We start from the raw sequence: 22,541 nt of genomic DNA, 5'->3' as shown, positions 1-22,541 counted from the left end.
CTCGCAAAAGCGGCGAGCGCTCGCTCAGGATGACACCCTCAAGTCTGTTAACGGAAAGGAAATCATGTGGTGGCGTGACACAGCGCGGATGCTCGTGATTGTGCTGCTCTGCTGCGCTGCAGCGCCGGCAATGGCGCAGCAGGATGAGCTGGCGGAGGCGCGCCGGGCAGCGCGGGAAGGAAAGCATTCGCAGGCACTGGCGGCCATCGAGCGGGTGCTGGAGCGCGAGTCCGGGAACATCGAGGCGCGGATGGAGTATGCGCGGGTGCTGTCGTGGGCCGGACGGTACGACGATGCGCTGCGCGCCTACCAGGCCGTGCTGGTCCTGGATGCCAACAATGAGGAAGCGATCGTCGGCCGGGCAAGAGTGCTGTATTGGAGTGGCCGGCTGAATGCGGCTGCGGCTGCTCTCCACGGAGTGAACAGCCCGGAAGGGCGGCTGCTGCTGGCGGAAGTGGAGCGGGCACGCGGGCACAACGATCGCGCGCTGGCGGTGTTGAATCCGCTGGGTCCGCCAGGCGCGAAGCTCAGAGAGAGCATCCGGCAGGAACTGCGTCCCGTGCTGCGGTTCGGCTACGCGCTGGAGGATGACCGCGAGCTGCCGGAGATCGGAGCAGGGAGTACGGTCCGGGCGGCGCGGTACACAGTGGCGATGGAGTTCAACGTCCACCCCGACGTGCGCGTCAAGTTGAGCAGCGTCGTGACGCGGGGCTCGACCAGCAGCGCGGGAGCGTCGCTATATGGGGCGAACGCGCTGGCGGTGGCGACCATGGCGGAAGTCAGATTCCGTCCGGAGCACTGGCTGGCGCTGAACCTGGGCGTGGGCGAGGGGTCGACGGGTGCGGCGGCGGGAGGGCCGGGGATCGAGCGGGCGCGGCACGAGCACTTCCTGTACGCGATCCATCCGGTGGTGCGGTGGCGCGGGCTGCGGCTGGACTTCGCGGCGTCAAGAGGACTGGGAGATTACACACCGCTGGCCATCCATAACAACGTGATCGAGCAGCGGGAGACGGTGGCCGCGAGCTACGCCTGGCGGAGGCTGAAGGCCGGAGGGGAGTACTGGCACGCCGGGTACGGCCTGGAGTCGCCGGACACAAGCGGACCCCGTGAATGGAAGACGTCGGCGGATGGTGGCGCGGCGTTCGTGACGCCGGTGCTGTATCGCGGCGAGCGGCTGCTGCTCGAGGCGGGAGCGCGATATGAGGCCTACGGTTTCGAGGCCAGCGCGGCGGCGATCCCGGCCCCGGGGTTCTTCACCCCGCGCAGCTACCAGAGATACGGTGGGACGGGGCACGCGTGGTGGCGTCCGCACACGCGGGTGGAGGTGGATGTGTCAGGGCTGCTGGGGAGACAACGGTTCTTCCTCTTTGACACGAGCGGCGCGCACGGCTTCAGCCTGACCGGAAACCTCGACGCGAAGGTCACGCTAAAGCTGGGGCGGGTGGAGCCGTTCGTGGCGTACGGGTACTCGTCGGCGCAAACGGCAGCGGCGGCGACGGCACCGGCCAACTACTGGGTGCACGCGGTCGGTGCAGGCATCAGCACTCGTTTCTAATCCAGGCAAGAAATCCAGAGACACAGAGTGCACAGAGGAATCAGGAATACGAACCCCGTGTGCTTTCCGCGTCCCTGTGGGGAGAATCGGGTTTAGCTGGCTTTGCGGATCTCGATGTCGGCGTGGTCGGTGTTGAGGCGTACGCTGGAGCCGCCGCCGCCCACCGAACCGGAGCCATGCGACTCGCGGCCGCTGCTCTCGATCTTGATGTCGAAGTCGGACTGGACCTCGCCCCGCATGGTGCGGGCGTCGAGCTGGAAACCGGCCCGGGCGGGGACGGTGAGCGCGACGCGGCCGTGGCGGTTGTCCACCTGGATATTGCCCAGCGGCGTCTTGCTGGCGTGGATCTCGACCTCGCCGTTGCTGTCCTCGATGCGGACGTCGCCGGTGATGTCCTCAAGGTGGATGTCCTTGGCCTTGGTGACGACGCGCACGGGGCCGATCGCACCAGTGGCGCGCAGGTCGCCGCTCTGCATGACCATCACGCCCTGGAGACGGGCAAACTCGAGGTCCGTACGGGACGACTTGAAGCTGACGGACTTGCCGATCCCGGAAAGGTTCATGTCGCCAAAGAAATCGCCGCTGAAGCGGACGGAGCCACCAACCTCGGAGACGGTGGTGTTGTCGATGCGGCCGTCAACGGTGAGATCGCCGGTGACCTTGCTGGCGGTGATGTTGCCGCGACGGACCGAGAGGGAAACGTTGCCGGTGATGTCGTCTGTGGAAACGTCGCCGTGGGCGGTGGAAGCCTTGACGTCGGCCTGGCGCTGGCGGACGGCGACATCGCCGCGCTTGGTGGCGATGTCGAGGGCGAGCTTCCGGGGCACGAAGATCTCCAGGTTGCTCTTGATGGTCTTGTCGCCGGCGCCGCCGGTGTTGGCGTTGACCACGAGGGCGTCACCGGAGACGGAGATCTGGGGCTTGGTCTGATTGTCGTACTGCTTGGAGTCGGCTTCGCTCGAAGCCGTGACCGACTTGCGCACCGTAACTTTGATCTTGTTGTCGTCCGAGGGATTCACGGTGACATCGCCGCGGTCGGAAACGACGCGCAGAGTGGTCACCCCGGCTGGGATGGCCTGGTCGAGGTCGGCAGTGTAATTGTAGGTGTTGCCGAAGGCAGAGAAGACGTCTTCGTCGATGTCCATCTCGTTGCCGAGCTGGCCCCAGTTGACTTTCTCGCTCTCGGAGACCGCCAGGCCGCACAGGATGAGGAAAATGAGCAGCACGACCCCGCCGCCGCCGATGCCGCGCGTGGGGTAGCCGGCGCGCTGCGCCCGCTGGTGGTCGAGGAGCTTGAGGAGACCCCAGATGATGATGAGGACGGGCCAGTAGAGCGCGAACCAGTGGAAGATGGTCACGGACCTGAGATAGCCGAAGTTGCGCAGCGTGAAGACGACGCCGATGGCGATCAGCAGGATGGGCCCGAACAGCGAGCGGGGGCGGCGTGGGTACACCGGCGGAACGGTCGGGGTGGAACCAGGACTAGACATGGGGCACCTGCGATGAATCGGAAGCCGGAGGCGGAGGCGCTTGCGCCGGGGACGCGCCCGGGGGGAGGTGTCCGGCGGTGGAACCCGCGTGCTGCCACACCAGCACCACGCCGATGACGATCAGCAGCACCGGCCACTGGAATCCGAAGTCGGTGAATTCGTTGGCGAGAAACAGCCCTCCAAGGGTGACCAGGACGGCGCCGCCCATCACGCGCGCGCGGCTACAACGCTGGCAGACGCAATCACAATTTCGCTGGTAGTTTTCCATGGCGTCAGCCCCTCGGTCCTTGCGCGCGCAGGAAGATGCGGATGCCGAGCGCGATCAAGATCAGCGGCCACAGCTTGCCGATCCAGTGGAAGTGGAACAGCCCGATGTTCTGGAGCAGGAATATGGCGCCGACCGCGATCAAGATGATGGCGCCGATGGGCACGTTCTGTGGCGAAAGGTGCTCGGTGCCGAGCGCACGGCCAAGGCCGAAGGGGTCCGGCGCGGACTCCCCCCTGGCGATGGCGTGCGCGGATCGGTGCGCATCCACGATCTGGTAAATGTAGAAGAAGGCGATGGCAATCCCGAAGAAAGCTTCAGCGCCGCGTCCGTGATTTGCGCCCATCACCAGGAAGGCGAAGATCACCAGATGCACCAGGCCCTTGGCGTACTGGCCGAGGTAGACCGAGGCCACGCCAAAGGGGAAGAACACAGCGAGGATGGTGGCCAGGGCCGGGTTGGGGCCCGTAGCGGGCGCAACGGCGTGGGGAACAGTCCCCGGGGCGCCGGGCGCGGAGGCGGGAAAGGTGCCCTGCACGCGGGCGGCGATGCAGTCCTCGCAATAGACGACCCCGCGGACGTCGCGCTTGCAGTTGTCGCACAGCGCCTTGCCGCAGGTGCGGCAGTAAGCGGTTGCGGGCTGATCGTTATGGACGGCGCAGTTCATGCACCCCTCCTATCGTCGTGCGCGTCGAGGGCGGAACTCCCTGGACGCAGCTCCCGGACTTCCAGCGCCGGGAAAAGCTGATTCGAATCCGGATCCCGCAGGACTGCCAGCAACACGCCCGGCTGATCGGCGCTGTAGTACTGGTTGCGCCGCTCGGGCTGGCCGCTGGTGTCGTTGTCGCGGTTCTTTTCTTTTCGCTGCTGTGGTGGCTGCTGCTGTTGTTGCTGCTGATCGTCGGACCGGGTGGCGTTGCGGAGGTCGCGCACGCGGGACTGCAACTCATAAACGAGCCGCATGTTCTCGTAGTACTTGACCACCCTCGCCTGGGTCTCGTAGTAGCCGCGGGTAGCGGAACTCTGGATGGCGCTGGGGCGCAGATCCAGATAGCGCAGATCGCGCAGCTTGAGGCCGGTGACGTTCAGGACCAAAGACAGGGAAAAGAACGCCATGCCAAAGCTCATGGCGAACCGAGGCTGGCGGACAGTCGTCCAGGCGGGGACCAGCACGGGGCGGATCCAATCGCTGAACCACTGCTTCCAGCTCCTGCGGGCGGCGGCGCGTTCCTCGGCAGCCTCGCGGCCCGTCGTGGCAGCGAGGATGTTGTGCACGAGGTTGCGCGGAGGCTCGATCTCCTGGAGGGACTTCATCCAGGCGAGCCCAGCCCTGGCCTGCGCCAACAGCGGCCCGCAATCGAGGCATCCGTGCGCATGGGCCTGGAAAGCGGCCATGCGGGGGGCCTCGAGCGTGCCGTCAAGGGCGTCGGCGAGCAGGGCTTCGAACTCGATGCACTGCATTCCGTTTTGGGTCTTGCCGTCCATCAGGTCACCTGCCTATAGGTACGCGATAAGAGGCGTGCTAGTTCCGTCCTACCGCGGTTAATCCGGGACTTTACGGTGCCCTCCGGGACCTTCAGGACCAGGGCTATCTCGCGGTAATCCATGTCCTGCAAGTCGCGGAGGATGACGGCCTCGCGCAGCTCGGGGGAGAGCTTCTGGAGGGCGTCGTGGACCATGCGTTGGGCCTGTTGGGTCTGCACCCGGGCGTCAGCCGGGGGAGCGGTGTCGGGGAGCTGTTCGGCCAGCGGTTTGGCCTCCTGGTCGCCGGCGGGGGTGGCGTCGAGGGAGTCGGTGGCCCGGTCCTGCTTGGTTTTGCGGAAGTGGTCCACCAGCAGGTTGCGGGTGACGCTGGTGAGCCAGGTGGCGAATGCCCCCTTGGACTGGTCCCAGGTGCCCAGGGTGCGGTAGAGCTTGATGAAAACCTCCTGGGTGAGGTCTTCGGCGTCGTCCGGGGAACCGCTAAACCTGTAACAAATGTTATAGATACGGCGATTGTAGGAGCGGACGATTTCCTCCCAGGCGGCGGCGTCGCCGGCCACGCAGCGGCGGACCAGAAGAGATACGGCCTGGGTATCTTCCAACCAAGACTCCGTGGGAACTTCCAGCTAGTTGGGAATACGGCAGTTACCAGCCAGAAGTTCGCCTGCGATGGGAAACGTGAGATTGTAGCAGCGGAGCGGAGGAATCGCCGTGATCGCCGGGATGGCAACGACCGTCAGCCGCAAAGTCAGCGGTCTCTAGGGGCGGCCAGGAGACGTTTGAAAACCAGGCGACAACATGAGAGCTATTCCGAGGTGAAGTAATCGACCGTGACCGGGCTTTCGAAGAGAGAGTAGTCGCGGGTGACGACGGTGATGCCGGTCTCGGTGACGAAGTAGCGCTCGCGGTCGGCCTCCTGGTCGTAGCCGATGACGGTGCCCTCGGGGATGTGGACGTCGCGATCAATGATGGCGTGGCGGATGCGGCAGTGGCGTCCGATATTGACGTGGGAAAAGATGATGCTGGAGTCGACCTCGGAGTAGGAGTTCACGCGCACGTCGGGGGAGAGGATGGAATTGCGCACCACGCCGCCGGAGACGATGCAGCCGGCGGAGACGATGGAGTCGATGGCCGCGCCCATGCGCCCCGGATCGGCGAAGACGAACTTGGCCGGGGGATACTGGCGCTGGTGGGTGCGGAGGGGCCAGGCCTTGTCGTAGAGGTTGAAGACCGGGGACACCGCGACCAGGTCCATGTTGGCTTCGTAATAGGCCTCGAGGGTGCCGACATCACGCCAGTAGAGCGCTTCCTTGCGGTTCTCGTCGATGAAGTTGAAGGAGTAAACCTTGTATTCCTCCATCATCTTGGGCAGGATGTCGTGCCCGAAGTCGTGGGTGGAGTTGGAGTCTTCGGCGTCCTTGAGCAGGACGGGGATGAGGACGTCGGTGTTGAACAGGTAGACGCCCATGGAGCCCGACACCATGCGCGGGTTGTAGGGCGAGCGGATGTCGGTCTGCTTGGGCTTCTCTTCGAAGCCGACGATGCGTCCCTCGCGGTCGATGTCCACTATGCCGAAGCGATGGGTCTCTTCCGGATCGCTGAGGATGGTGGCCAGAGTCACGTCGGCTCCGGACTGCAGGTGCTGCTCCAGCATCAGCCCGTAGTTCATCTTGTAGATGTGATCGCCGGAGAGAATGAGCACGTGCTTGGGCTGCTCGGAGCCGATGCTGTAGATGTTCTGGTAGACGGCGTCGGCGGTGCCCAGGTACCAGTTCTCGCTGACCCGCTTCATGGGCGGCAGGATCTCGATGAACTCGCCCAGCTCACGGGCCACGGTGTTGCCCCAGCCCTCGCGGATGTGACGGTTCAGCGACAGCGCCTTGTACTGGGTGAGGATGTGCACGCGGCGCAGGTCGGAGTTGATGCAGTTGGAGAGCGTGACGTCGATGATGCGGTAGATGCCGCCGAAGGTCACCGCCGGCTTGGCGCGATCGCGCGTGAGGGGATACAGGCGCTCCCCAGCGCCTCCTGCCAGCAGGACTCCAAGGGTGTCTTTCATCGCGCGTCCACTCGCCCTCTGGAAAGTGGAAATGTTATCACGCGGAAGAGCAGTACTCAGTACTCGGTACTCATTGAAGTGCAGCAAGCGCCAAGTCTCTTCTCAGGCTGTCGGACTCCCCGCCTCGGACGTCGCTGGTTGCGAGGCCCGCGGCTTATTCTTCCGGTTTCATCTGAGTACCGAGTACTGATTACTGGGTACTACGTGCGGGCCTTGTAGAATGCGGGTGTGAGCCAAGTGTCCAGGGTAGCGCGTTGGGGGCGGGGAGCGGCGGCGCTGGCGCGAGTGACGTCGCGCATGGCGGGGCAGAGCCGTGTGCTCGGAGCGCTTGGCGCCGGAGCTCGGGGCGCGTTGCAGCACTTCCGGAAAGCGGCGCATGGCCTGTTGCTGGAAGTCACGGGCGTGTTCTTCGTGCTGTTCGTGCTGGTCGGGGCGGGGGCGACGTGGCGCACGTACGGGGCCTGGTCGGAGGGAAAAATCGGGCCCGGGAAGGTGGTTCTGGCGGTATCCTTTACTCTCCTGTTCTCATACTTCGCAGTCACTTCATTCTGGCGTTCGCGCCGAAAGCCGTGATTCATGCCTGAGAAGTCGAAGCTGGCCGTCAGCCCCACCGTGCAGGAGTCCAGCCCCGCGCAGGTCCCTGTCAACCCGCTGTACACGCCCGCCGATCTGAGCGATTGGGATTACGACCGCGACGCCGGGTATCCGGGTGAGTTCCCCTTCACGCGGGGGGTGCAGCCCACCATGTATCGCGGGCGGCTGTGGACCATGCGGCAGTACGCCGGCATGGGCGACGCCGAGGAATCGAACAAGCGGTACAAGTACCTGCTTGCCGCGGGGACGACCGGGCTGTCGGTGGCCTTCGACCTGCCCACGCAAATCGGCATGGACTCGGACCACCCGATGGCGATGGGCGAGGTGGGGAAGGTGGGCGTGGCGATCGACTCCATCGAGGACATGCAGCGTCTGTTCGACGGCATCACGCTGGACAAGATCTCGACCTCGATGACCATCAACGCGACGGCGTCCATCCTGCTGGCGCTGTACATCGCGGTGGCCAAGCGCGGCGGGTCGGATGTACGCAAGCTTTCGGGCACGGTGCAGAACGACATCCTGAAAGAGTACGTGGCACGCGGAACTTACATCTATCCGGTGAAGCAGGCGATGCGCATCATCACCGACATGTTCGCCTACTGCAACCAGAACGTGCCGGAGTGGAACACCATTTCCATCTCCGGGTACCACATGCGCGAGGCCGGTTCGACCGCGGTGCAGGAGGTCGCGTTCACGCTGGCGGACGGCGTCACCTACGTGCAGGCGGCGATCGACGCGGGGCTGGACGTGGACAAGTTCGCGCCCCGGCTGTCGTTCTTCTTCGCCTGCCACTCGAATTTCCTCGAGGAAGTGGCGAAATTCCGGGCGGCGCGGCGCATGTGGGCGCGGATGATGCGGGAGCGCTTCCGGGCCAAGAGCCCGAAGTCGTGGATGCTGCGCTTCCACACGCAGACCGGCGGGGTCACGCTCACGGCGCAGCAGCCGGAGATCAACATCGTGCGCACGGCGCTGCAGGCGCTGGCGGCGGTGCTGGGGGGAACACAGTCGCTGCACACCAACTCGTTCGACGAGGCGCTGGCGCTACCCACCGAAGAGGCGGCGCGCATCGCGCTGCGCACGCAGCAGATCATCGCCTACGAGTCCGGCGTGCCCAATACCATCGATCCGCTGGGTGGGGCGTACTACATCGAGTCGCTGACCAGCGAGATCGAGCGGCGTGCGACCGAGTACGTGGAGAGGATCGATGCCATGGGCGGCATGCTCAAAGCCATCGAGCGCGGCTACGTGCAGGCGGAGATCCAGAACGCGGCGTACGACTACCAGAAGCAGGTGGACCAGCTCGAGCGCGTTGTGGTGGGCGTGAACCGGTTCCAGATCGAGGAAGAGAAAGAGATCCCCATCCTGCGCATCGACCCCGACCTGGAGCGCAAGCAAGTGGAGCGGCTGCGCGCGCTGCGGACGAAGCGCGATCAGCAGAAGTGGAAAGCCGCGCTGGCGGGAGTGGACGAGGCCGCGCGCAACGGCGAGAACCTGATGCCGCACATCATTGAGGCGGTGGAGAGCTGCTGCACGGTGGGCGAGATCTCGGACGCGATGCGCAGCGTGTTTGGAGAGTATAAAGAAGCTGTCGTGATCTGATCCGCGGGCTTCTGCGTCCGCGCCGGAGGACGTATGGTTACGATCATCCGGGCTGCCATATTCCCTACCTTTGTCGTGCTGATCTTCATTTTCTGGGTGCGGCTGGATGCCGCGATGGGCTGGCACGGGCCTCGCGTGCGCTGGCTCGCTGCACCCCTTCTCCTGGCCGGGACGGCACTGGTGGCGTGGTGCATCGGCCTGTTCCGGGTTCTCGGGCACGGGACGCCGCTGCCCTTCGTCGCCAAGACCCAGCGGCTGGTGGTGAGCGGCCCCTACAAGTACGTCCGCAATCCCATGATGTGGGGAGTGGGCGCGATCGTGACGGGGACGGCGCTGTGGTTCGGATCCGTGGGACTGTGGTTCGGCTTCGCGATGTTCATCGCGTTCGTGATGATTTTTGTCCCCGCGTACGAGGAACGCGATATGGAACGGCGGTTCGGGGAAGAGTATCGCGAATATTGCCGGCAGGTGCCGCGTTGGTGGCCCAGATTTCGCCCGAAGACGGATGCAGGGACTAAAGCTCGAGCCGCATGATGGGCCGGAGCTTCGAGCGGCGGGCGGCGACGGTGAAGCCGGCTTTGCGGAAGGCCGAGGCCAGGCCGGTCCAGACGAATGCCCCGGGCAGCTTCATCCGGGGCTCTTGCGGGTAGCCTTCCACGATCTTGGCGCCGCGCTTGCCGGCAAACGCGACGGCAGCCTTCAGTAATTTCACGGACAAGCCACGGCGGCGCCATTCCTTGGCGACAAAGAAACAAGTCACCGACCAGACCGGCTGGTCGTCCACCGGCGCCAGCACCCGCGAGCGATCTAAGAAGGAGAACTCGCTGCGCGGGGCGACAGCGCACCATCCAACCGGCTTTCCATCCGCGTATGCCAGGACGCCGGGTTGGGCCCCGGAGCGGACGATCTTGCGAAAGGAGCGCTTGTTGGTAGGGCCCTGATTCGCCAGGAACTTCGCACGGGGCAGGCGCCAGGTCATGCACCAGCATCCGCCGCAGGCGCCGCGCTCGCCAAACAGCTCTTCGACGTCTGGCCAGCGGGCGGGAGTGGCGGGGTGGAAGGTGAGCTTGGTGATCGGCATCTTTTGTTGCCGCGCTGTGTGCGGCCAGGACGAGTCAGACGCCCGTCCCTACGCGAGCGTCGTCAGTACTGCGCCTGGAAGTCGCAGGCCTCGCGGCAGTCCCGGCAATAGTATTGGCCGTCCTGGACGAGGCGGACGTCGTGCTCGCCCTGGCAGAGAGCGCAAAAGCGCTCGCACTTGCAATCGGCTTCCGGCTTGTCGCAGAGCAGGCAGATGAACGGTTCGGCCATGGGCGGAATGTAGCGCGGGGGAGGGGGTCTCGACAAGGACTTCTGCGAGAGTCGAGAAGACAGCAAATGAGTAGGGGTCCCGTTCGCTTCGCTCAGGGCAGGCTCTTCGACTCGGGTCGCACAGGGCGCGACCCGCGCTCAGGATGACACCAGCGAGATTGCCGTGAGTGCTGCATTGACCCTTGAAAACCCGCGTGTTAACGTACGGGGTTCTTCGAACCAGCGCCGTCCCAAACAGGAGTCGCCCTTGTCTTCCTCGGTCGAGGCCGCCGCTCTCCGCAAGACTGCACTCAACCCGGTCCATTGCCAGATGGGCGCGAAGATGGTGGATTTCGGCGGCTGGCACATGCCGGTCGAGTACCCCGCGCCGGCGGGGCTGATCAACGAGCACCTGGCGGTGCGCACGGGGGTGGGGGCCTTCGACGTCAGCCACATGGGCGACATCCGCATCTCCGGCCCGCAGGCGCTGGAGGCCGTGCAGCACATCTCCATGAACGACGCCTCGAAGTTGCAGATCGGCCAGGCGCACTATTCCGCGCTGCTCTACCCGCAGGGCACGTTCGTCGATGACGTGATCGTGCACAAGGTCAGCGACCAGGAATATTACTTTGTCATCAACGCCGGCACGCGCGAGAAAGACTGGGGCTGGGTGCGGGAAGCGGTCCAGGGCTTCAATTGCAAGGCGGAGGACGTCGGCAACGATTACACCCAGATCGCCATCCAGGGGCCGCGGGGCGTGGACGTGTTGCAGAAGCTGACCGACGTGGACCTGTCGAAGATCAAGAACTACTGGTTCACCTACGGGACGGTGTGCGGGCTCAAGGACCGGATGATCGCGCGCACCGGCTACACCGCCGAAGACGGCTTCGAGATCTACATCCCATCGGACGAGAAGACGAGCGCGCGCGTGTGGTACGAGGTGCTGGAGGCGGGCAAGGAGTTCGGGATCCTGCCCTGCGGCCTGGGCGCGCGCAACACGCTGCGCCTGGAAGGCAAGATGGCGCTCTACGGCCACGAGATCAGCGAGAAGATCAACGTCTGGGAGGCGGGGCTCGATCGCTGGTGCAAGATGGAGAAGCCGAAGTTCATCGGCAAGGCAGCGCTGGAGAAGGCCAAGGCCGACGGGGTGAGGCGCACGCTGGTGGGGCTGGAGATGATCGAGCGGGGCATCGCGCGCGACGGCTACAAGGTGGTGGACGACGCCGGAGGCGAGATCGGCTACGTGACCAGCGGGTCATACGCTCCCTATCTCAAGAAGAACATCGCGCTGGCGTACGTGCCGCCGGGGAAGGCGGCGGTGGATGGCGTGGTGAACGTCGAGATCCGCAACCAGAAAGTGAAGGCCAAGGTCGTACCGACGCCGTTCTACAAGCGGCCGAAGAAATTGTAGGCAATCAAAACGTCACACATACAAGAGAGCACCCGATGAACTATCCGAAAGAACTGAAGTACACCAAGGAAGATGAGTGGCTGAAAGTGGAAGGTGATCAGGGCACGGTGGGGATCACCGACTACGCACAGAACGCGCTGGGTGACATCGTGTTCGTGGAGTTGCCCAAGCCGGGCGCCACGGTGGAAGCCGGCAAGAGTTTCGGAACGGTGGAGTCGGTGAAGGCGGTGAGCGAGCTGTACTCGCCGGTGTCCGGCACCGTCACCGCCGTGAACGAGGACCTGGCCAATGCGCCGGAGAAGGTCAACACCGACCCCTACGGCGCGTGGATGATCAAGGTCAAACTGACGAAGCAAGCCGATGGGCTCATGTCGGCTGGGGATTACGAGAAATACGCCTCGGAGCGCGGCTAACCGCCCGCCAGCACACAGGAGTCTTCATCCATGAAAACTGTCATTGATGAGCCGGAGCGGCAAGCGCCGTCCCGGCTCGAAACCGTGATGCGTTACCTGCCGAAATCGCCGGCGGACCGAGAGGCCATGCTGCGGGAGATCGGCATCAGCTCGATCGACGAGCTGTTCGCGCCCATCCCGGCGGAGTTCCGGGTCAAGGGCGACCTCAACATCGCGCCGGCGTTCTCGGAAGCGGAGATCGTGGAGTACTTCCAGCAGCGCTCGGCGGAGAACGCGGCGGGGTTCAAGATCTTTCTCGGCGCCGGCGCCTACAACCACTACCGGCCAGTGGTGATCGACATGCTGATCTCGCGTGGCGAATTCTTCACCGCGTACACGCCCTACCAGCCGGAGATCTCGCAAGGCACGCTGCAAGCCATCTTCGAATTCCAGACCATGGTGTGCGAGCTGACGGGCATGGAAGTGGCGAACGCCTCCATGTACGACGGCTCCACCGCGGTACCGGAGTCGGTGATGATGGCAGTGCGGGTGACCGGGCGTCGCGGCGCGGTGGTAGCCAAGAGCGTGCACCCCGAGTATCGCGACGTGCTCACCACCTACGCGCACTACCAGGGGCTGCCCATCACGACCGTGGGCTTCGGGCAGAACGGGCGCGTGGACCTGAAGGCGCTCGACGCCGCGGTCAGCAGCGAAACGGCCTGCGTGCTGATCCAGTCGCCCAACTTCTTCGGAACCATCGAGGACGTTGCGGCGGTAGCGGACATCGCCCAAAAGAAAGGCGCGCTGCTGATCGTTTCCATCGCCGAGGCGCTCTCGCTGGGCATCGTGAAGCCGCCGGTGGAGGCCGACATCGTGTGCATGGAAGCGCAGGCGTTCGGCATCCCCATGGGTTTCGGCGGGCCGTACTGCGGGGTGATCGGGACGAAAGAGAAATTCGTGCGCCAGATCCCGGGCCGACTGGTGGGCCAGACGGTGGACCGCGACGGCAAGCGCGGCTTCTGCCTGACGCTCTCCACCCGCGAGCAGCACATCCGGCGGGAGAAGGCGACCTCGAACATCTGCACCAACCAGGCGCTGGTCGCGCTGATGGCCAACATCTTCATGACCATCCACGGACGCGAGGGCCTGAGGGAGCTGGCCATCCAGAACCTGGCCAAGGCGAAGTACGCGGCGAGCGAGTTCGGCAAGAAGGCCCGCGTTCTGTTCCACGGCGCGCCTCGATTCAATGAGTTCGTGGTGGTCACGGACGAAGACCCGCACGCGGTGAACGACCGCCTGCTCCAGGAGAAGATCATCGGCGGCTTCCCGCTGAGGAAGTTCTACCCCGAGCTGGGCAACGCCGCGCTCTGGTGCTGCACGGAGCTGCTGACCAAGCAGGCGATCGACGCAGCGGTAAAGGCGGTGGCGCGATGAAGGACCGCATCCGCAAAGCGACCGAGCACGTAAACCAGAACGAAGGGCTGATCTTCGAGAAGTCGTCGCCCGGCAAGTTCGCCTACAGGCTGCCGCCGCTCGACGTGCCAGGAGTGGATCCGGAGAAGGAGCTGGGCGCGGCGGCGCGGCGCGACCTGGGGAACATGCCCGAGGTGAGCGAGATCGAGATCATCCGCCACTTCACGCGGCTCTCCACCTGGAACTACGGAGTGGACACGGGCCTGTACCCGCTGGGCTCGTGCACGATGAAGTACAACCCGCGGGTCAACGAGTACGTGGCGCGGCTGGAAGGGATGGCGAACTCGCATCCCTATCAGCCGGAGAAAATCTCGCAGGGCGCGCTGCTGATCCTGAAGGTGCTGTCGAAGTGCCTGACGGAGATCTGCGGCATGGATGCGATCACGCTGCAACCGGCGGCAGGCGCCCACGGCGAGATGACCGGGATCATGCTGTGCCGGGCATACCTGGAGAGCAAGGGGAACCCGCGCAAGAAGGTCCTGATCCCGGATTCGGCGCACGGGACGAATCCCGCGACGGCGGCCATCTGCGGCTACGCGGTCGAGAACCTGAAGTCGAACGCGGCCGGCATGGTGGACATCCCGTCGCTGGTAGCGCAGATGAACGAGGACGTCGCGGCGCTGATGGTCACCAATCCGAATACGCTCGGCGTGTTCGAGCAGGAGATCCATAAGGTCGCCGAGATCATGCACCAGAAGGGCGGCCTGCTCTACATGGATGGCGCGAACATGAACGCGCTGGTAGGCAAAGCGCGTCCCGGCGAGTTCGGCGTGGACGTCATGCACCTGAACCTGCACAAGACGTGCTCGACGCCCCATGGCGGCGGCGGTCCGGGTTCGGGACCGGTCGTGTGCAAGAAACACCTGGAGCCTTTCCTGCCGGTGCCGGTGGTTGTGACGAAGCCGGATGGAACGCTGGGCTTCGACTACAACCGCCCGCAGTCGATCGGCCGGGTGCGCGCGTTCTACGGGAACTTCGGGATGCTGGTCCGCGCTCTGGCGTACATCATGGCCAACGGGCCGGACGGGCTGCGGCAAACCACCGAGGACGCCGTGCTCAACGCCAATTACATCCGCAAGAAGCTCGAGGGTGTATACGACCTGCCGTATAAGACGCCCAGCATGCACGAGGTCGTATTCAGCGACCACCTGCAGACTGCCAAAGGCGTGAAGACCGGCGACATCGCCAAACGGCTGATCGATTACGGTTTCCATCCGTACACGGTGTCGTTCCCGATCATCGCGCACGGGGCGCTCATGATCGAGCCGACAGAGAGCGAGTCGAAGGAAGAGATCGACCTATTCGTGGACGCCATGAGGGCGATCGCGAAGGAGGTCGAGGAGGATCCCAACCTGGTGCTGGAGGCGCCGCACACTACACGCGTCCGCCGGCTGGACGAGGTCCGGGCGGCGAGGAACCCGATCCTGCGCTGGAAGCCGCAGCCGGCCAAGACCGCAGCGGACTAATCGGCCAGAGACACGAAACCGGCACGGAGATATCCGTGCCGGTTTTGTTTGGAGATTACTTTTTCAGTCTGACCGAAACCGACGCGTCGGTGTTCTCCCAGGCCAGGTGCAGAGCGGCCTCGGTTTCGCTCTTCTTGTCGAAGGAGATGGTGAAGGGGTCCACTGTCTTTGAGGTCTTTTCTGCTTTCATCGGAATACGCGCGAAGTCCTGCTTCTCGTCGTACTTCGTGCCCCACTCTCCCGTCTGCTTATTGATGATCAACTTCCAGCCGCTCTCGGACGGAAGAGTGAAGACGGTGTAGCTGCCGGCGGGGACCTTGGTGCCGCCGATGTCGAGGTCGGCATCGGTCTTGAGCGACGTGGCATCATTGGCGCCCGTCCGCCAGACTTGACCATAGGGCACGAGCCCGCCGAAGATCTTGCGCGGCGTTCCGGTCTTGGGGTCGGCGATCTTTGGCCGGCTGTAGTCCACGGTGATCTTCTTGCCGCTGAGCGTGACCTCGGCGGTCCCCGGAGGGCTGGGCCGCTTGCTCTTGTCCTGCTGGGCAGCAGCCAAGGTGAACGCGAGCAGAACGAATAATGCGATGGATAGCTTGCGCATGGTTACCTCGTCAAACGAGATTGTTGGCGAACGGCATTATCGAAGATGCGGGGCCCGCCCGCAACCCGCCACAAAAAGCGGGGGACCCGAAGGTCCCCCAAGCACACGAGCATAGGGAGAACTGCTCAGTTAGACTCGCGTGCCGCGGATTGGTGAGCGTAATAAGAACGCACCAATGCTGCGATGGGATGCGTGTCCTAGTGCGGCCTGGTCTGTGAGTCAGCTCTTCTTCGAGGTCACTGCGAAAAAGGCGGCGGCCTCCTGTTCCACCTTGTCGCTGCCGCAATAAGGGCAGGTGACCTCGCCTTTCTCGTACTCGTGGAGGGTGAGGATCTTCTCGAAGGACTTTTCGCAGGCGTGGCAAATGTACTCGTAACGGGGCATAGGGCCTCCCCCCTGAAGGACATTTGGGCAAACACATTCTAACCCCGGTTCCCGGCAGAAAGAAGTGATGCCGGTCACGTAGAATCGTACCCATGTCCGTGTTCGACGAACGACAGGAAGAGCTGGAACGGCACGAGTTCATGATGGGAGTGCCGCGGGGGCGGCTAGCGGTCACGCTCGACCTGCTGACCGATGCGCTGAGCCTGGTGGGGCAGCACGGCGTATATTGCCAGAGCAACCGGTATCCCAACCGTCCGGCGATGGATATCGAATTGATGATGAAGCTGCTGAACGATTCCAAGAGTCTGGTGAGCAGCGTCATGGAAGAACTGAAGAAGAAATAGCCGCAGATTCTTATCGGGAGGCTGGGTGGAGCAGGGCTTTAGCCCTGCGGATCAGGCCAACAAAAGCGACGGCTTCAGCCGCCGAGGTACCTCAGCGGCTAAAGCCGGTTGTCTCTCTCTCTATTAATGCAGGCCTAAAGGCCTGCTCCACCCTACGCGATCACGTACTTGCCCGCCTCGGTGACGCGGTCGGCGATCAGCTGGCGCAGCGCGATGACGTTGACCGGCTCGAACTTCGAAAGCCGTTTCACGATCGCCATCTGGGTGCGGAGCATGTCGCCGTCAGCGCACGCCGCGACCACCTTGCGCGCGCAGGACTCGATCTTCTCGAACGCCGATTGCAGGTACACCTGCGTGTAGGCGATGGCCAGCTTGGAAGCCGCCTCGCCGTTGCGCTCGATCAGCTTCTGCGTCCGGAGCAGCGCCGAGTCCATGGCGTAGCCCTCGATGACCATGTCGGCGATGGCGCCCATGATCTCCTGCTGGTCGGCGAGCGCCATCATGAACTTCTGGGACGCGATGCCTGCGGCCAGCAGCCCGAGCTTCTTGGCGTTGGTCAGCATCTTGCGCTGGTCGGCCAGTGGGCCTTCGAACTCTTCTCCGATGGTCGGTCCGGCGAGCACCTCGTCCATCAACTTCTTGATCGCGGGCAGCAGCGCGATCTGTCCGCTCATGGCCCGTTTGAGCAGCCAGCCGGTGATGATCAGCCGATTGATCTCGTTGGTGCCCTCGAAGATGCGGTTGACGCGGGCGTCGCGGTATACGCGCTCCGCCGGGTACTCCTCGACGAAGCCGTAGCCGCCGTAGATCTGCACCATGTGGTCCACGACGTAGTCGATCATCTCCGAGCCCCAGACCTTCAGGATGGAGCACTCGACGGCGTATTCCTCGATGCCCTTGCGGATCTGGGTGGAGGCGTCGGCGGACTTCTTGTCGATGTCGGAGAGCGCGGCGTCGATCATGCCCACCGTGCGGTACACCAGCGCCTCGCCAACATAGACGCCGATGGCGATATCAGCCAGCATCTCCTTGATCAGGCCGAACTCGGAGATGGTCTTGCCAAACGCTTTGCGCTGCTTGGCGTAGGCGATGGACTGCTGCAAGGCCATGCGAGCGCCGCCGACCGAGTGCGCACCCAGCTTGAAACGCCCGATGTTCAGGGTGTTGAAGGCGATCACGTGCCCCTTGCCGATCTCGCCCAGCACATTCTCCACCGGGACCTTGCAGTCGTTGAGGATGATGGGCGTGGTCGAGGATCCGCGGATGCCCAGCTTCTTCTCTTCCTTGCCGGCGGAGAAGCCGGGGAAGGTCTTCTCGACGATGAACGCGGTGAACTTCTCACCGTCCACCTTGGCGAAGACGATGAACAGGTCGGCGAAGCCGCCGTTGGTGATCCACATCTTCTCGCCGTTGAGGATGTAATGCTTGCCGTCGGGCGAGAGCACGGCCTTGGCGCGGGCGTTCATGGCGTCCGAGGCGGAGGTGGACTCGGAGAGCGCGTAGGCGCCCACGATCTCGGCCTTGGCCAGCCGCGGCAGGTAGCGCTTCTTCTGGTCCTCGGTGCCGAAATAGACGATGGGCAGAGTGCCGATGCCGCAGTGCGCGCCCCAGGTCGTGGTGAAGCTCGCGTTCTTGGCGATGCGGTCGCCCACGATGGCGGAGGAGACCTTGTCCATTTCGGAGCCGCCGTACTCCTCCGGGACGTCCACGTTGGCGATGCCGATCTCGCTTGCCTTGCGCAGCAGCTCGCGCTGCAGCTCGTAGTCCTTGTGCTCGATCTTCTCGGCGTTGGGAACGATCTCGTTGAGCGAGAACTCTTCGGTGGTCTGCGCGATCTGCTGGTGCTCGTCGGTGAAATCTTCCGGGGTGAACACCTGCTGGGTGTTGTGGTCTTCGATCAGCCAGCTTCCGCCGGCCAGCTTCGTTTTCGGGACTGCTACTGTTGCCATGGTTCCTCGCTTAACTCCTCACTGAATGTTCTCGAAGATTCCTGCCGCGCCCATGCCGCCGCCGACGCACATGGTCACGATGCCGTACCGTCCGTTGCGGCGCTTGAGTTCGCGGATGATGGTGGCGGTCAGCTTCGCGCCGGTGCAGCCCAGCGGATGACCGAGCGCGACAGCCCCGCCGTTGGGGTTGAGCTTATCCATCGGCAGCTCTGCTTCCTTGATGACAGCGAGCGACTGCGCGGCGAAGGCTTCGTTGAGCTCGATGACGTCGATGTCGGAGAGCTTCAGGCCGGCCATCTTCAGAGCCTTGGGGATGGCGAACACGGGGCCGATGCCCATTTCCTCCGGCTTGTAACCGGCGGTGGCGAAGGCGACGTAGCGCGCCAGCGGCTTGATGCCGAGCGCTTTCGCCTTTTCGGCGGACATGACCACAGCGGCGGCGGCTCCGTCGGACATCTGTGACGAGTTGCCGGCGGTCACCATGCCCTTGACGTGGAACGCAGGCTTCAAGTGTGCGAGCGCCTCGAGCGTGGTGTCGGCGCGTGGGCCTTCGTCAATCTTGAAAATAATGTCGTGGCGCTTGGGCTTGGAGCCGTTTGGCGTGGTGAAGCTGACCGGAACGGGCACGGTCTCCTCGTCGAACTTGCCGGCCGCGATGGCAGCGAGCGCCTTCTGGTGGCTGTGGTAGCTGAACTCGTCCGCCTGCTCGCGGGTGATGCCGAAGCGCTTGGCCAGCCGCTCGGTGGTCAGGCCCATGGAGAGGTACGAGTCGGGATAGTTCTCGACCAGCCAGGGATTGCACGAGACCTTGTGGCCGCCCATGGGGATCATAGTCATGGACTCGACGCCGCCGGCGACGATTACCTCAGCGCCGCCCGCCATGATGCGCTCCGCGGCCATGGCGATCGCCTGCAGGCCGGAGGAGCAGAAGCGGTTGACGGTCATGGCCGAGACCTCGACCGGCAGGCCGGCGCGCAAGGACGCGATGCGGGCGACGTTCATGCCCTGTTCGGCCTCGGGCATGGCGCAGCCGAGGATGACGTCTTCGATCTCGCGGGGGTCGAGCTGCGGGACGCGTCCGAGCGCGCCCTTGATGGCCACCGCGGCCAGGTCGTCGGGGCGCGTGGCGCGAAGTGTGCCTTTGTAGGCCTTGCCGATCGGAGTCCTCACCGAACTTGCAATCACTACTTCTCGCATACAGTTCCTTTTCTACCGCCGAGATCGCAGAGATCGCCGAGAAATCAACTCATCTCGGCGTTCTCGGCGGTTCAATCAATTTCTCAGCGGCTTGCCGGTCTTCAGCGTGTGCTGGATGCGCTGTTGCGTGTTGCGCTCGCCGCACAGCGATTTGAACGTCTCGCGCTCCAGGTCCAGCAGGTACTGCTCGCTCACCGGGGTGCCGGGGGTCACAGCGCCGCCGCAGAGCACCTCGGCCACCTTGCTGCCGATCTTCACTTCGTACTCGGTGATGAACTCGCCCTGCCGCATTAGATGTACGCCGAGCTTGAGCGTCGCCAGAATGCTCTCGCCGGGAGCGGGAATGTCGGTCCGCATGACCGGCGGCTTGTATCCGGCGCGGGCCATCTCCAGCGCGCGGGCCTTGGCGTCGGAGAGCACGCGGTCGCGGTTCATCACGATCTCGTCGCCGTTCGAGAGGAAGCCGAGGTTGCGGGCCTCATTGGCCGAGGTCGAGACCTTTGCCATGGCGATGGTCTCGAAGGCGCGCTTCATGGCCTCCATCATCTCGACCGACTCACCGCGCGCGTCGGGGCGGATTGACTGCGCGCTGTTCACCGCGCGCAGGGTCATCTCCTTGCAGCCGCCGCCGCCGGGCAGCAGGCCGACGCCAACCTCGACCAGGCCCATGTAAAGCTCGGCGTGCGGCATACGCACGGGCGCGTGCAGCGAGATCTCGCAGCCGCCGCCCAGCGCCATCCCGAAAGGCGCCACCACCACCGGCTTGGGCGAGAACTTGATGGCCTGGGTCATCCCCTGGAAGGAGCGGACCATCAGGTCGATGTCGTCCCATTCTTCTTCCTGCACCGCCATCAGCAAGAGCATGATGTTCGCGCCGACGGAAAAGTGCTGCCCGTCGTTGGTGATGACAAAAGCGTCGAAGTTCGCATTCAGCTCGGAGCCGGGCTTGAGTGCCTGGGTGACCATCTGGATGATGTCGCCGCCGAGCGCGTTCATTTTGGAGTGGAACTCGAGGCAGCCGACGCCGTCGCCGACGTCCACCAGGGAAGCGCCCGCGTTCTTCTTCACCACGCCATTCGATTTCTTGACCACCGTTACGGTGCTGACGCCCTCGGGCACTTCTACCGGCTTGAACGAAACGCTGGCGAGGTCGAAATAGGCGCGGCCGGAACGCGTCGAGGGCTCGTCCTTGTACCAGGAGGTTGCGCCGGAGGCGAGCAACTTCTCGACGTTGGCCGCGACCGGGTGGCCTTCCTTCTTCATGCGCTCGACCGTGGCGGCGACGCCGGCGGCGTCCCACAGCTCGAACGGGCCCATTTCCCAGTTGAAACCCATCTTCATGGCGCGGTCGATCTCGACCACGCGGTCGCTGATCTCCGGGATGCGGTTCGCCGCATAGGTCCACAGGTCCGAAAGAGTGCGCCAATAGAACGCGGCGGCCTTGTCCTTCTTCGGATCGCCGCCCAGCAGCATGCGGAGACGCTCGGCGGTGTCCTCGACGTTTTTGGCCATGTCGAGGGCAGGGAACCTGGCCTTCTGCCGCGGTCGATACTCCAGCGTCTTCCAATCGAGTCCGAGGCGTTCCTCGCCGGAGGCGCTCTTTTGCTTCTTGTAGAAGCCCTGGCGGGTCTTGTCGCCCAGCCACTTGCGCTCCAGCATGTGCTGGAAAAAATCGGGGAGCTTGAGTTCGCTGCGCTCGTCGCGCACGTTCTTCGTCATGTTGCCGACGACGCTTCCCAGGATGTCGAGGCCCACAAGGTCGATGGTGCGGAAGGTCGCGGATTTCGGCCAGCCCACGACGCTGCCCGTGAGCGCGTCCACATCCTCGATGGAGAAATCCATCTCCTGCATCACACGAATGACGTTGAGCACGGAGAAGGTGCCGATGCGGTTGGCGATGAAGTTGGGCGTGTCCTTGGCGACCACGATCCCTTTGCCCAGGCGGAGGTCGCAGAAGTGCGCGATGGCTTCGATGGCGGCACGGTCGGCCTCGGGCGTGGGGATGATCTCCAGCAGCCGCATATAGCGCGGCGGATTGAAGAAGTGCGTGCCGAACCAGTGGCGGCGGAGGTCGTCGGAGAAACCCTCGGCGATCTTCGACACCGGCAGGCCGCTGGTGTTGGTGGTGGTGATGGTGCCGGGCTTGCGCACCGCCTCCACTTTTTTCAGCAACGCGCGCTTGATGTCGAGGTTCTCGGCCACCGCCTCGATGATCCAGTCGGCGTCGGCGAGCTTCTTCATATCGTCGTCGAAGTTGCCGATGGTGATCAGCTTGGCCAGCGCGGGCTCGAAGAAGGCCGCGGGCTTGGACTTGATGGCGGCATCCAGGCCGGCACGCACGATCTTGTTGCGCGCCGGGCCGTCGGCATCCGGGGGAACGATGTCGAGCAGAGTGCAGGGAACGCCGGCGTTGGCCAGGTGGGCGGCGATGCGCGCGCCCATGGTGCCGGCGCCGAGGACGGCCGCTTTATGAATGCGTTTCAGCATAGGAGATTCGATTCCGGGAGCAGACACGAGGGTTGAGGGATTTCTTCTGCCGAGGGGGTTTGCCGAGGATCATGCCTGTGTTCGTACAAATGACCTAACTGCCCGACTGCGGGGCCGGTAGTACCACTACGAGACGCAAAACGCCGCAAACGAGAAGGGCGCGCGTCGAAGTGGATGTGGGGGTGAGGATGGCAACGACGCGCGCCCGTATTAAGTTGAAAAAAGGATACTGAATGGCGATTCATTCAGTCAAGTGGAAAATGAAATAAATCTTTTGCTTGCAGAGTGTTGCAGGAATTGTGCATGTGACATAAATCACACGAATATGTGTCCGTCGTCACGCGACGTCCGGGCCCGGTTCGGGCCGCCGGACGAGTCGGCGCGCAGGCCCCCGAGTCTGCTAACGCCGGGAACCGCCAGCAGCCGAACCGGTCCCGGTTTGCACAACGCAACTGGGCGGGAAAAGAGCGGATTGATTCCCGCGAAGCGCAGCAGCAAGTTAC

22 protein-coding genes are annotated in these 22,541 nt (G+C 64.0%); 9 read left to right on the top strand and 13 right to left on the bottom strand.

Features of this window, described 5'->3' with window-relative positions:
* Positions 1–64: 64 nt before the first annotated feature.
* Entirely contained in the window at positions 65–1,555 is a 1,491-nt protein-coding gene (locus LAN37_02370) for a tetratricopeptide repeat protein (protein MBZ5646050.1), read from the top strand.
* Positions 1,556–1,647: 92 nt separating this feature from the next.
* On the opposite strand, the gene LAN37_02365 is transcribed toward LAN37_02370, so the two are convergent.
* The 6 genes from LAN37_02365 to glgC all read right to left on the bottom strand — a co-directional run bounded on the left by LAN37_02365 (position 1,648) and on the right by glgC (position 6,851).
* The gene (locus LAN37_02365; protein ID MBZ5646049.1) at positions 1,648–3,045 is read right to left on the bottom strand and encodes a DUF5668 domain-containing protein; all 1,398 of its coding nucleotides are present in this window, start codon (positions 3,043–3,045) and stop codon (positions 1,648–1,650) included.
* On the bottom strand, positions 3,038–3,253 hold the full coding sequence (locus LAN37_02360; GenBank protein MBZ5646048.1) for a DUF5668 domain-containing protein: 216 nt from the start codon (positions 3,251–3,253) through the stop codon (positions 3,038–3,040). Before LAN37_02360 ends, LAN37_02365 begins: the two co-directional genes overlap by 8 nt.
* 64 nt (positions 3,254–3,317) lie before the next feature.
* The gene (locus tag LAN37_02355; protein MBZ5646047.1) at positions 3,318–3,977 is read right to left on the bottom strand and encodes a DUF5668 domain-containing protein; all 660 of its coding nucleotides are present in this window, start codon (positions 3,975–3,977) and stop codon (positions 3,318–3,320) included.
* Positions 3,974–4,795 (bottom strand): zf-HC2 domain-containing protein, encoded by an 822-nt coding sequence (locus LAN37_02350; protein ID MBZ5646046.1) that lies wholly within the window; start codon positions 4,793–4,795, stop codon positions 3,974–3,976. The genes LAN37_02355 and LAN37_02350 overlap by 4 nt, the downstream gene beginning before the upstream one ends.
* On the bottom strand, positions 4,795–5,394 hold the full coding sequence (locus LAN37_02345; protein ID MBZ5646045.1) for a sigma-70 family RNA polymerase sigma factor: 600 nt from the start codon (positions 5,392–5,394) through the stop codon (positions 4,795–4,797). The genes LAN37_02350 and LAN37_02345 overlap by 1 nt, the downstream gene beginning before the upstream one ends.
* Positions 5,395–5,597: 203 nt before the next feature.
* The gene (glgC, locus tag LAN37_02340; protein ID MBZ5646044.1) at positions 5,598–6,851 is read right to left on the bottom strand and encodes a glucose-1-phosphate adenylyltransferase; all 1,254 of its coding nucleotides are present in this window, start codon (positions 6,849–6,851) and stop codon (positions 5,598–5,600) included.
* A 228-nt stretch (positions 6,852–7,079) separates the two neighbouring features.
* Between glgC and LAN37_02335 the strand changes: the two genes are divergently transcribed.
* The 3 genes from LAN37_02335 to LAN37_02325 are packed head-to-tail and all read left to right on the top strand — an operon-like array spanning position 7,080 to position 9,578.
* The gene (locus LAN37_02335) at positions 7,080–7,424 is read left to right on the top strand and encodes a hypothetical protein (protein ID MBZ5646043.1); all 345 of its coding nucleotides are present in this window, start codon (positions 7,080–7,082) and stop codon (positions 7,422–7,424) included.
* Between the two features lie 3 nt (positions 7,425–7,427).
* Positions 7,428–9,044 carry a methylmalonyl-CoA mutase family protein gene (locus LAN37_02330; GenBank protein MBZ5646042.1) on the top strand — a complete coding sequence of 539 codons (1,617 nt, stop codon included), beginning with the start codon at positions 7,428–7,430 and terminating at the stop codon, positions 9,042–9,044.
* A gap of 33 nt (positions 9,045–9,077) precedes the next feature.
* Positions 9,078–9,578: an isoprenylcysteine carboxylmethyltransferase family protein gene (locus LAN37_02325; protein MBZ5646041.1), complete on the top strand. Its 501-nt coding sequence runs from the start codon at positions 9,078–9,080 to the stop codon at positions 9,576–9,578.
* Here the strand turns inward: LAN37_02325 and LAN37_02320 are convergent.
* On the bottom strand, positions 9,559–10,125 hold the full coding sequence (locus tag LAN37_02320) for a GNAT family N-acetyltransferase (GenBank protein ID MBZ5646040.1): 567 nt from the start codon (positions 10,123–10,125) through the stop codon (positions 9,559–9,561). The two genes, LAN37_02325 and LAN37_02320, sit on opposite strands and share 20 nt — an antisense overlap.
* 62 nt (positions 10,126–10,187) lie before the next feature.
* Entirely contained in the window at positions 10,188–10,355 is a 168-nt protein-coding gene (locus tag LAN37_02315; protein MBZ5646039.1) for a hypothetical protein, read from the bottom strand.
* Positions 10,356–10,602: 247 nt separating this feature from the next.
* On the opposite strand from LAN37_02315, the gene gcvT reads away from it, so the two are divergent.
* From gcvT to gcvPB, 4 genes are all read left to right on the top strand, one after another.
* Positions 10,603–11,745, top strand: a complete 1,143-nt coding sequence (gene gcvT, locus LAN37_02310; protein MBZ5646038.1) for a glycine cleavage system aminomethyltransferase GcvT — start codon at positions 10,603–10,605, stop codon at positions 11,743–11,745.
* Positions 11,746–11,780: 35 nt separating this feature from the next.
* Positions 11,781–12,158, top strand: a complete 378-nt coding sequence (gcvH, locus tag LAN37_02305; GenBank protein ID MBZ5646037.1) for a glycine cleavage system protein GcvH — start codon at positions 11,781–11,783, stop codon at positions 12,156–12,158.
* An 87-nt stretch (positions 12,159–12,245) separates the two neighbouring features.
* A complete protein-coding gene (gene gcvPA, locus LAN37_02300; GenBank protein MBZ5646036.1) occupies positions 12,246–13,571 on the top strand; it encodes an aminomethyl-transferring glycine dehydrogenase subunit GcvPA in 1,326 nt (441 codons plus the stop codon).
* Complete coding sequence (gene gcvPB, locus LAN37_02295) at positions 13,568–15,076, top strand: aminomethyl-transferring glycine dehydrogenase subunit GcvPB (GenBank protein ID MBZ5646035.1); 1,509 nt, start codon at positions 13,568–13,570, stop codon at positions 15,074–15,076. Before gcvPA ends, gcvPB begins: the two co-directional genes overlap by 4 nt.
* A 55-nt stretch (positions 15,077–15,131) precedes the next feature.
* Here gcvPB and LAN37_02290 read toward each other — a convergent pair whose 3' ends face one another.
* Positions 15,132–15,677, bottom strand: a complete 546-nt coding sequence (locus LAN37_02290; protein ID MBZ5646034.1) for a DUF2911 domain-containing protein — start codon at positions 15,675–15,677, stop codon at positions 15,132–15,134.
* Positions 15,678–15,896: 219 nt separating this feature from the next.
* Positions 15,897–16,061, bottom strand: a complete 165-nt coding sequence (locus LAN37_02285) for a zinc ribbon domain-containing protein (protein MBZ5646033.1) — start codon at positions 16,059–16,061, stop codon at positions 15,897–15,899.
* A 92-nt stretch (positions 16,062–16,153) separates the two neighbouring features.
* On the opposite strand from LAN37_02285, the gene LAN37_02280 reads away from it, so the two are divergent.
* Entirely contained in the window at positions 16,154–16,405 is a 252-nt protein-coding gene (locus LAN37_02280) for a hypothetical protein (protein MBZ5646032.1), read from the top strand.
* Between the two features lie 152 nt (positions 16,406–16,557).
* On the opposite strand, the gene LAN37_02275 is transcribed toward LAN37_02280, so the two are convergent.
* The 3 genes from LAN37_02275 to LAN37_02265 all read right to left on the bottom strand — a co-directional run bounded on the left by LAN37_02275 (position 16,558) and on the right by LAN37_02265 (position 22,038).
* Entirely contained in the window at positions 16,558–18,354 is a 1,797-nt protein-coding gene (locus LAN37_02275) for an acyl-CoA dehydrogenase family protein (GenBank protein MBZ5646031.1), read from the bottom strand.
* Between the two features lie 18 nt (positions 18,355–18,372).
* Positions 18,373–19,551, bottom strand: a complete 1,179-nt coding sequence (locus LAN37_02270) for an acetyl-CoA C-acyltransferase (GenBank protein MBZ5646030.1) — start codon at positions 19,549–19,551, stop codon at positions 18,373–18,375.
* A gap of 75 nt (positions 19,552–19,626) precedes the next feature.
* On the bottom strand, positions 19,627–22,038 hold the full coding sequence (locus tag LAN37_02265) for an enoyl-CoA hydratase/isomerase family protein (GenBank protein ID MBZ5646029.1): 2,412 nt from the start codon (positions 22,036–22,038) through the stop codon (positions 19,627–19,629).
* Positions 22,039–22,541: the final 503 nt, after the last annotated feature.

The sequence above is a fragment of the Terriglobia bacterium genome (assembly GCA_020073495.1).
Lineage (GTDB): Bacteria > Acidobacteriota > Terriglobia > Terriglobales > Acidobacteriaceae > JAIQFD01.
This window is presented reverse-complemented; position numbering and strand designations above follow the sequence as displayed.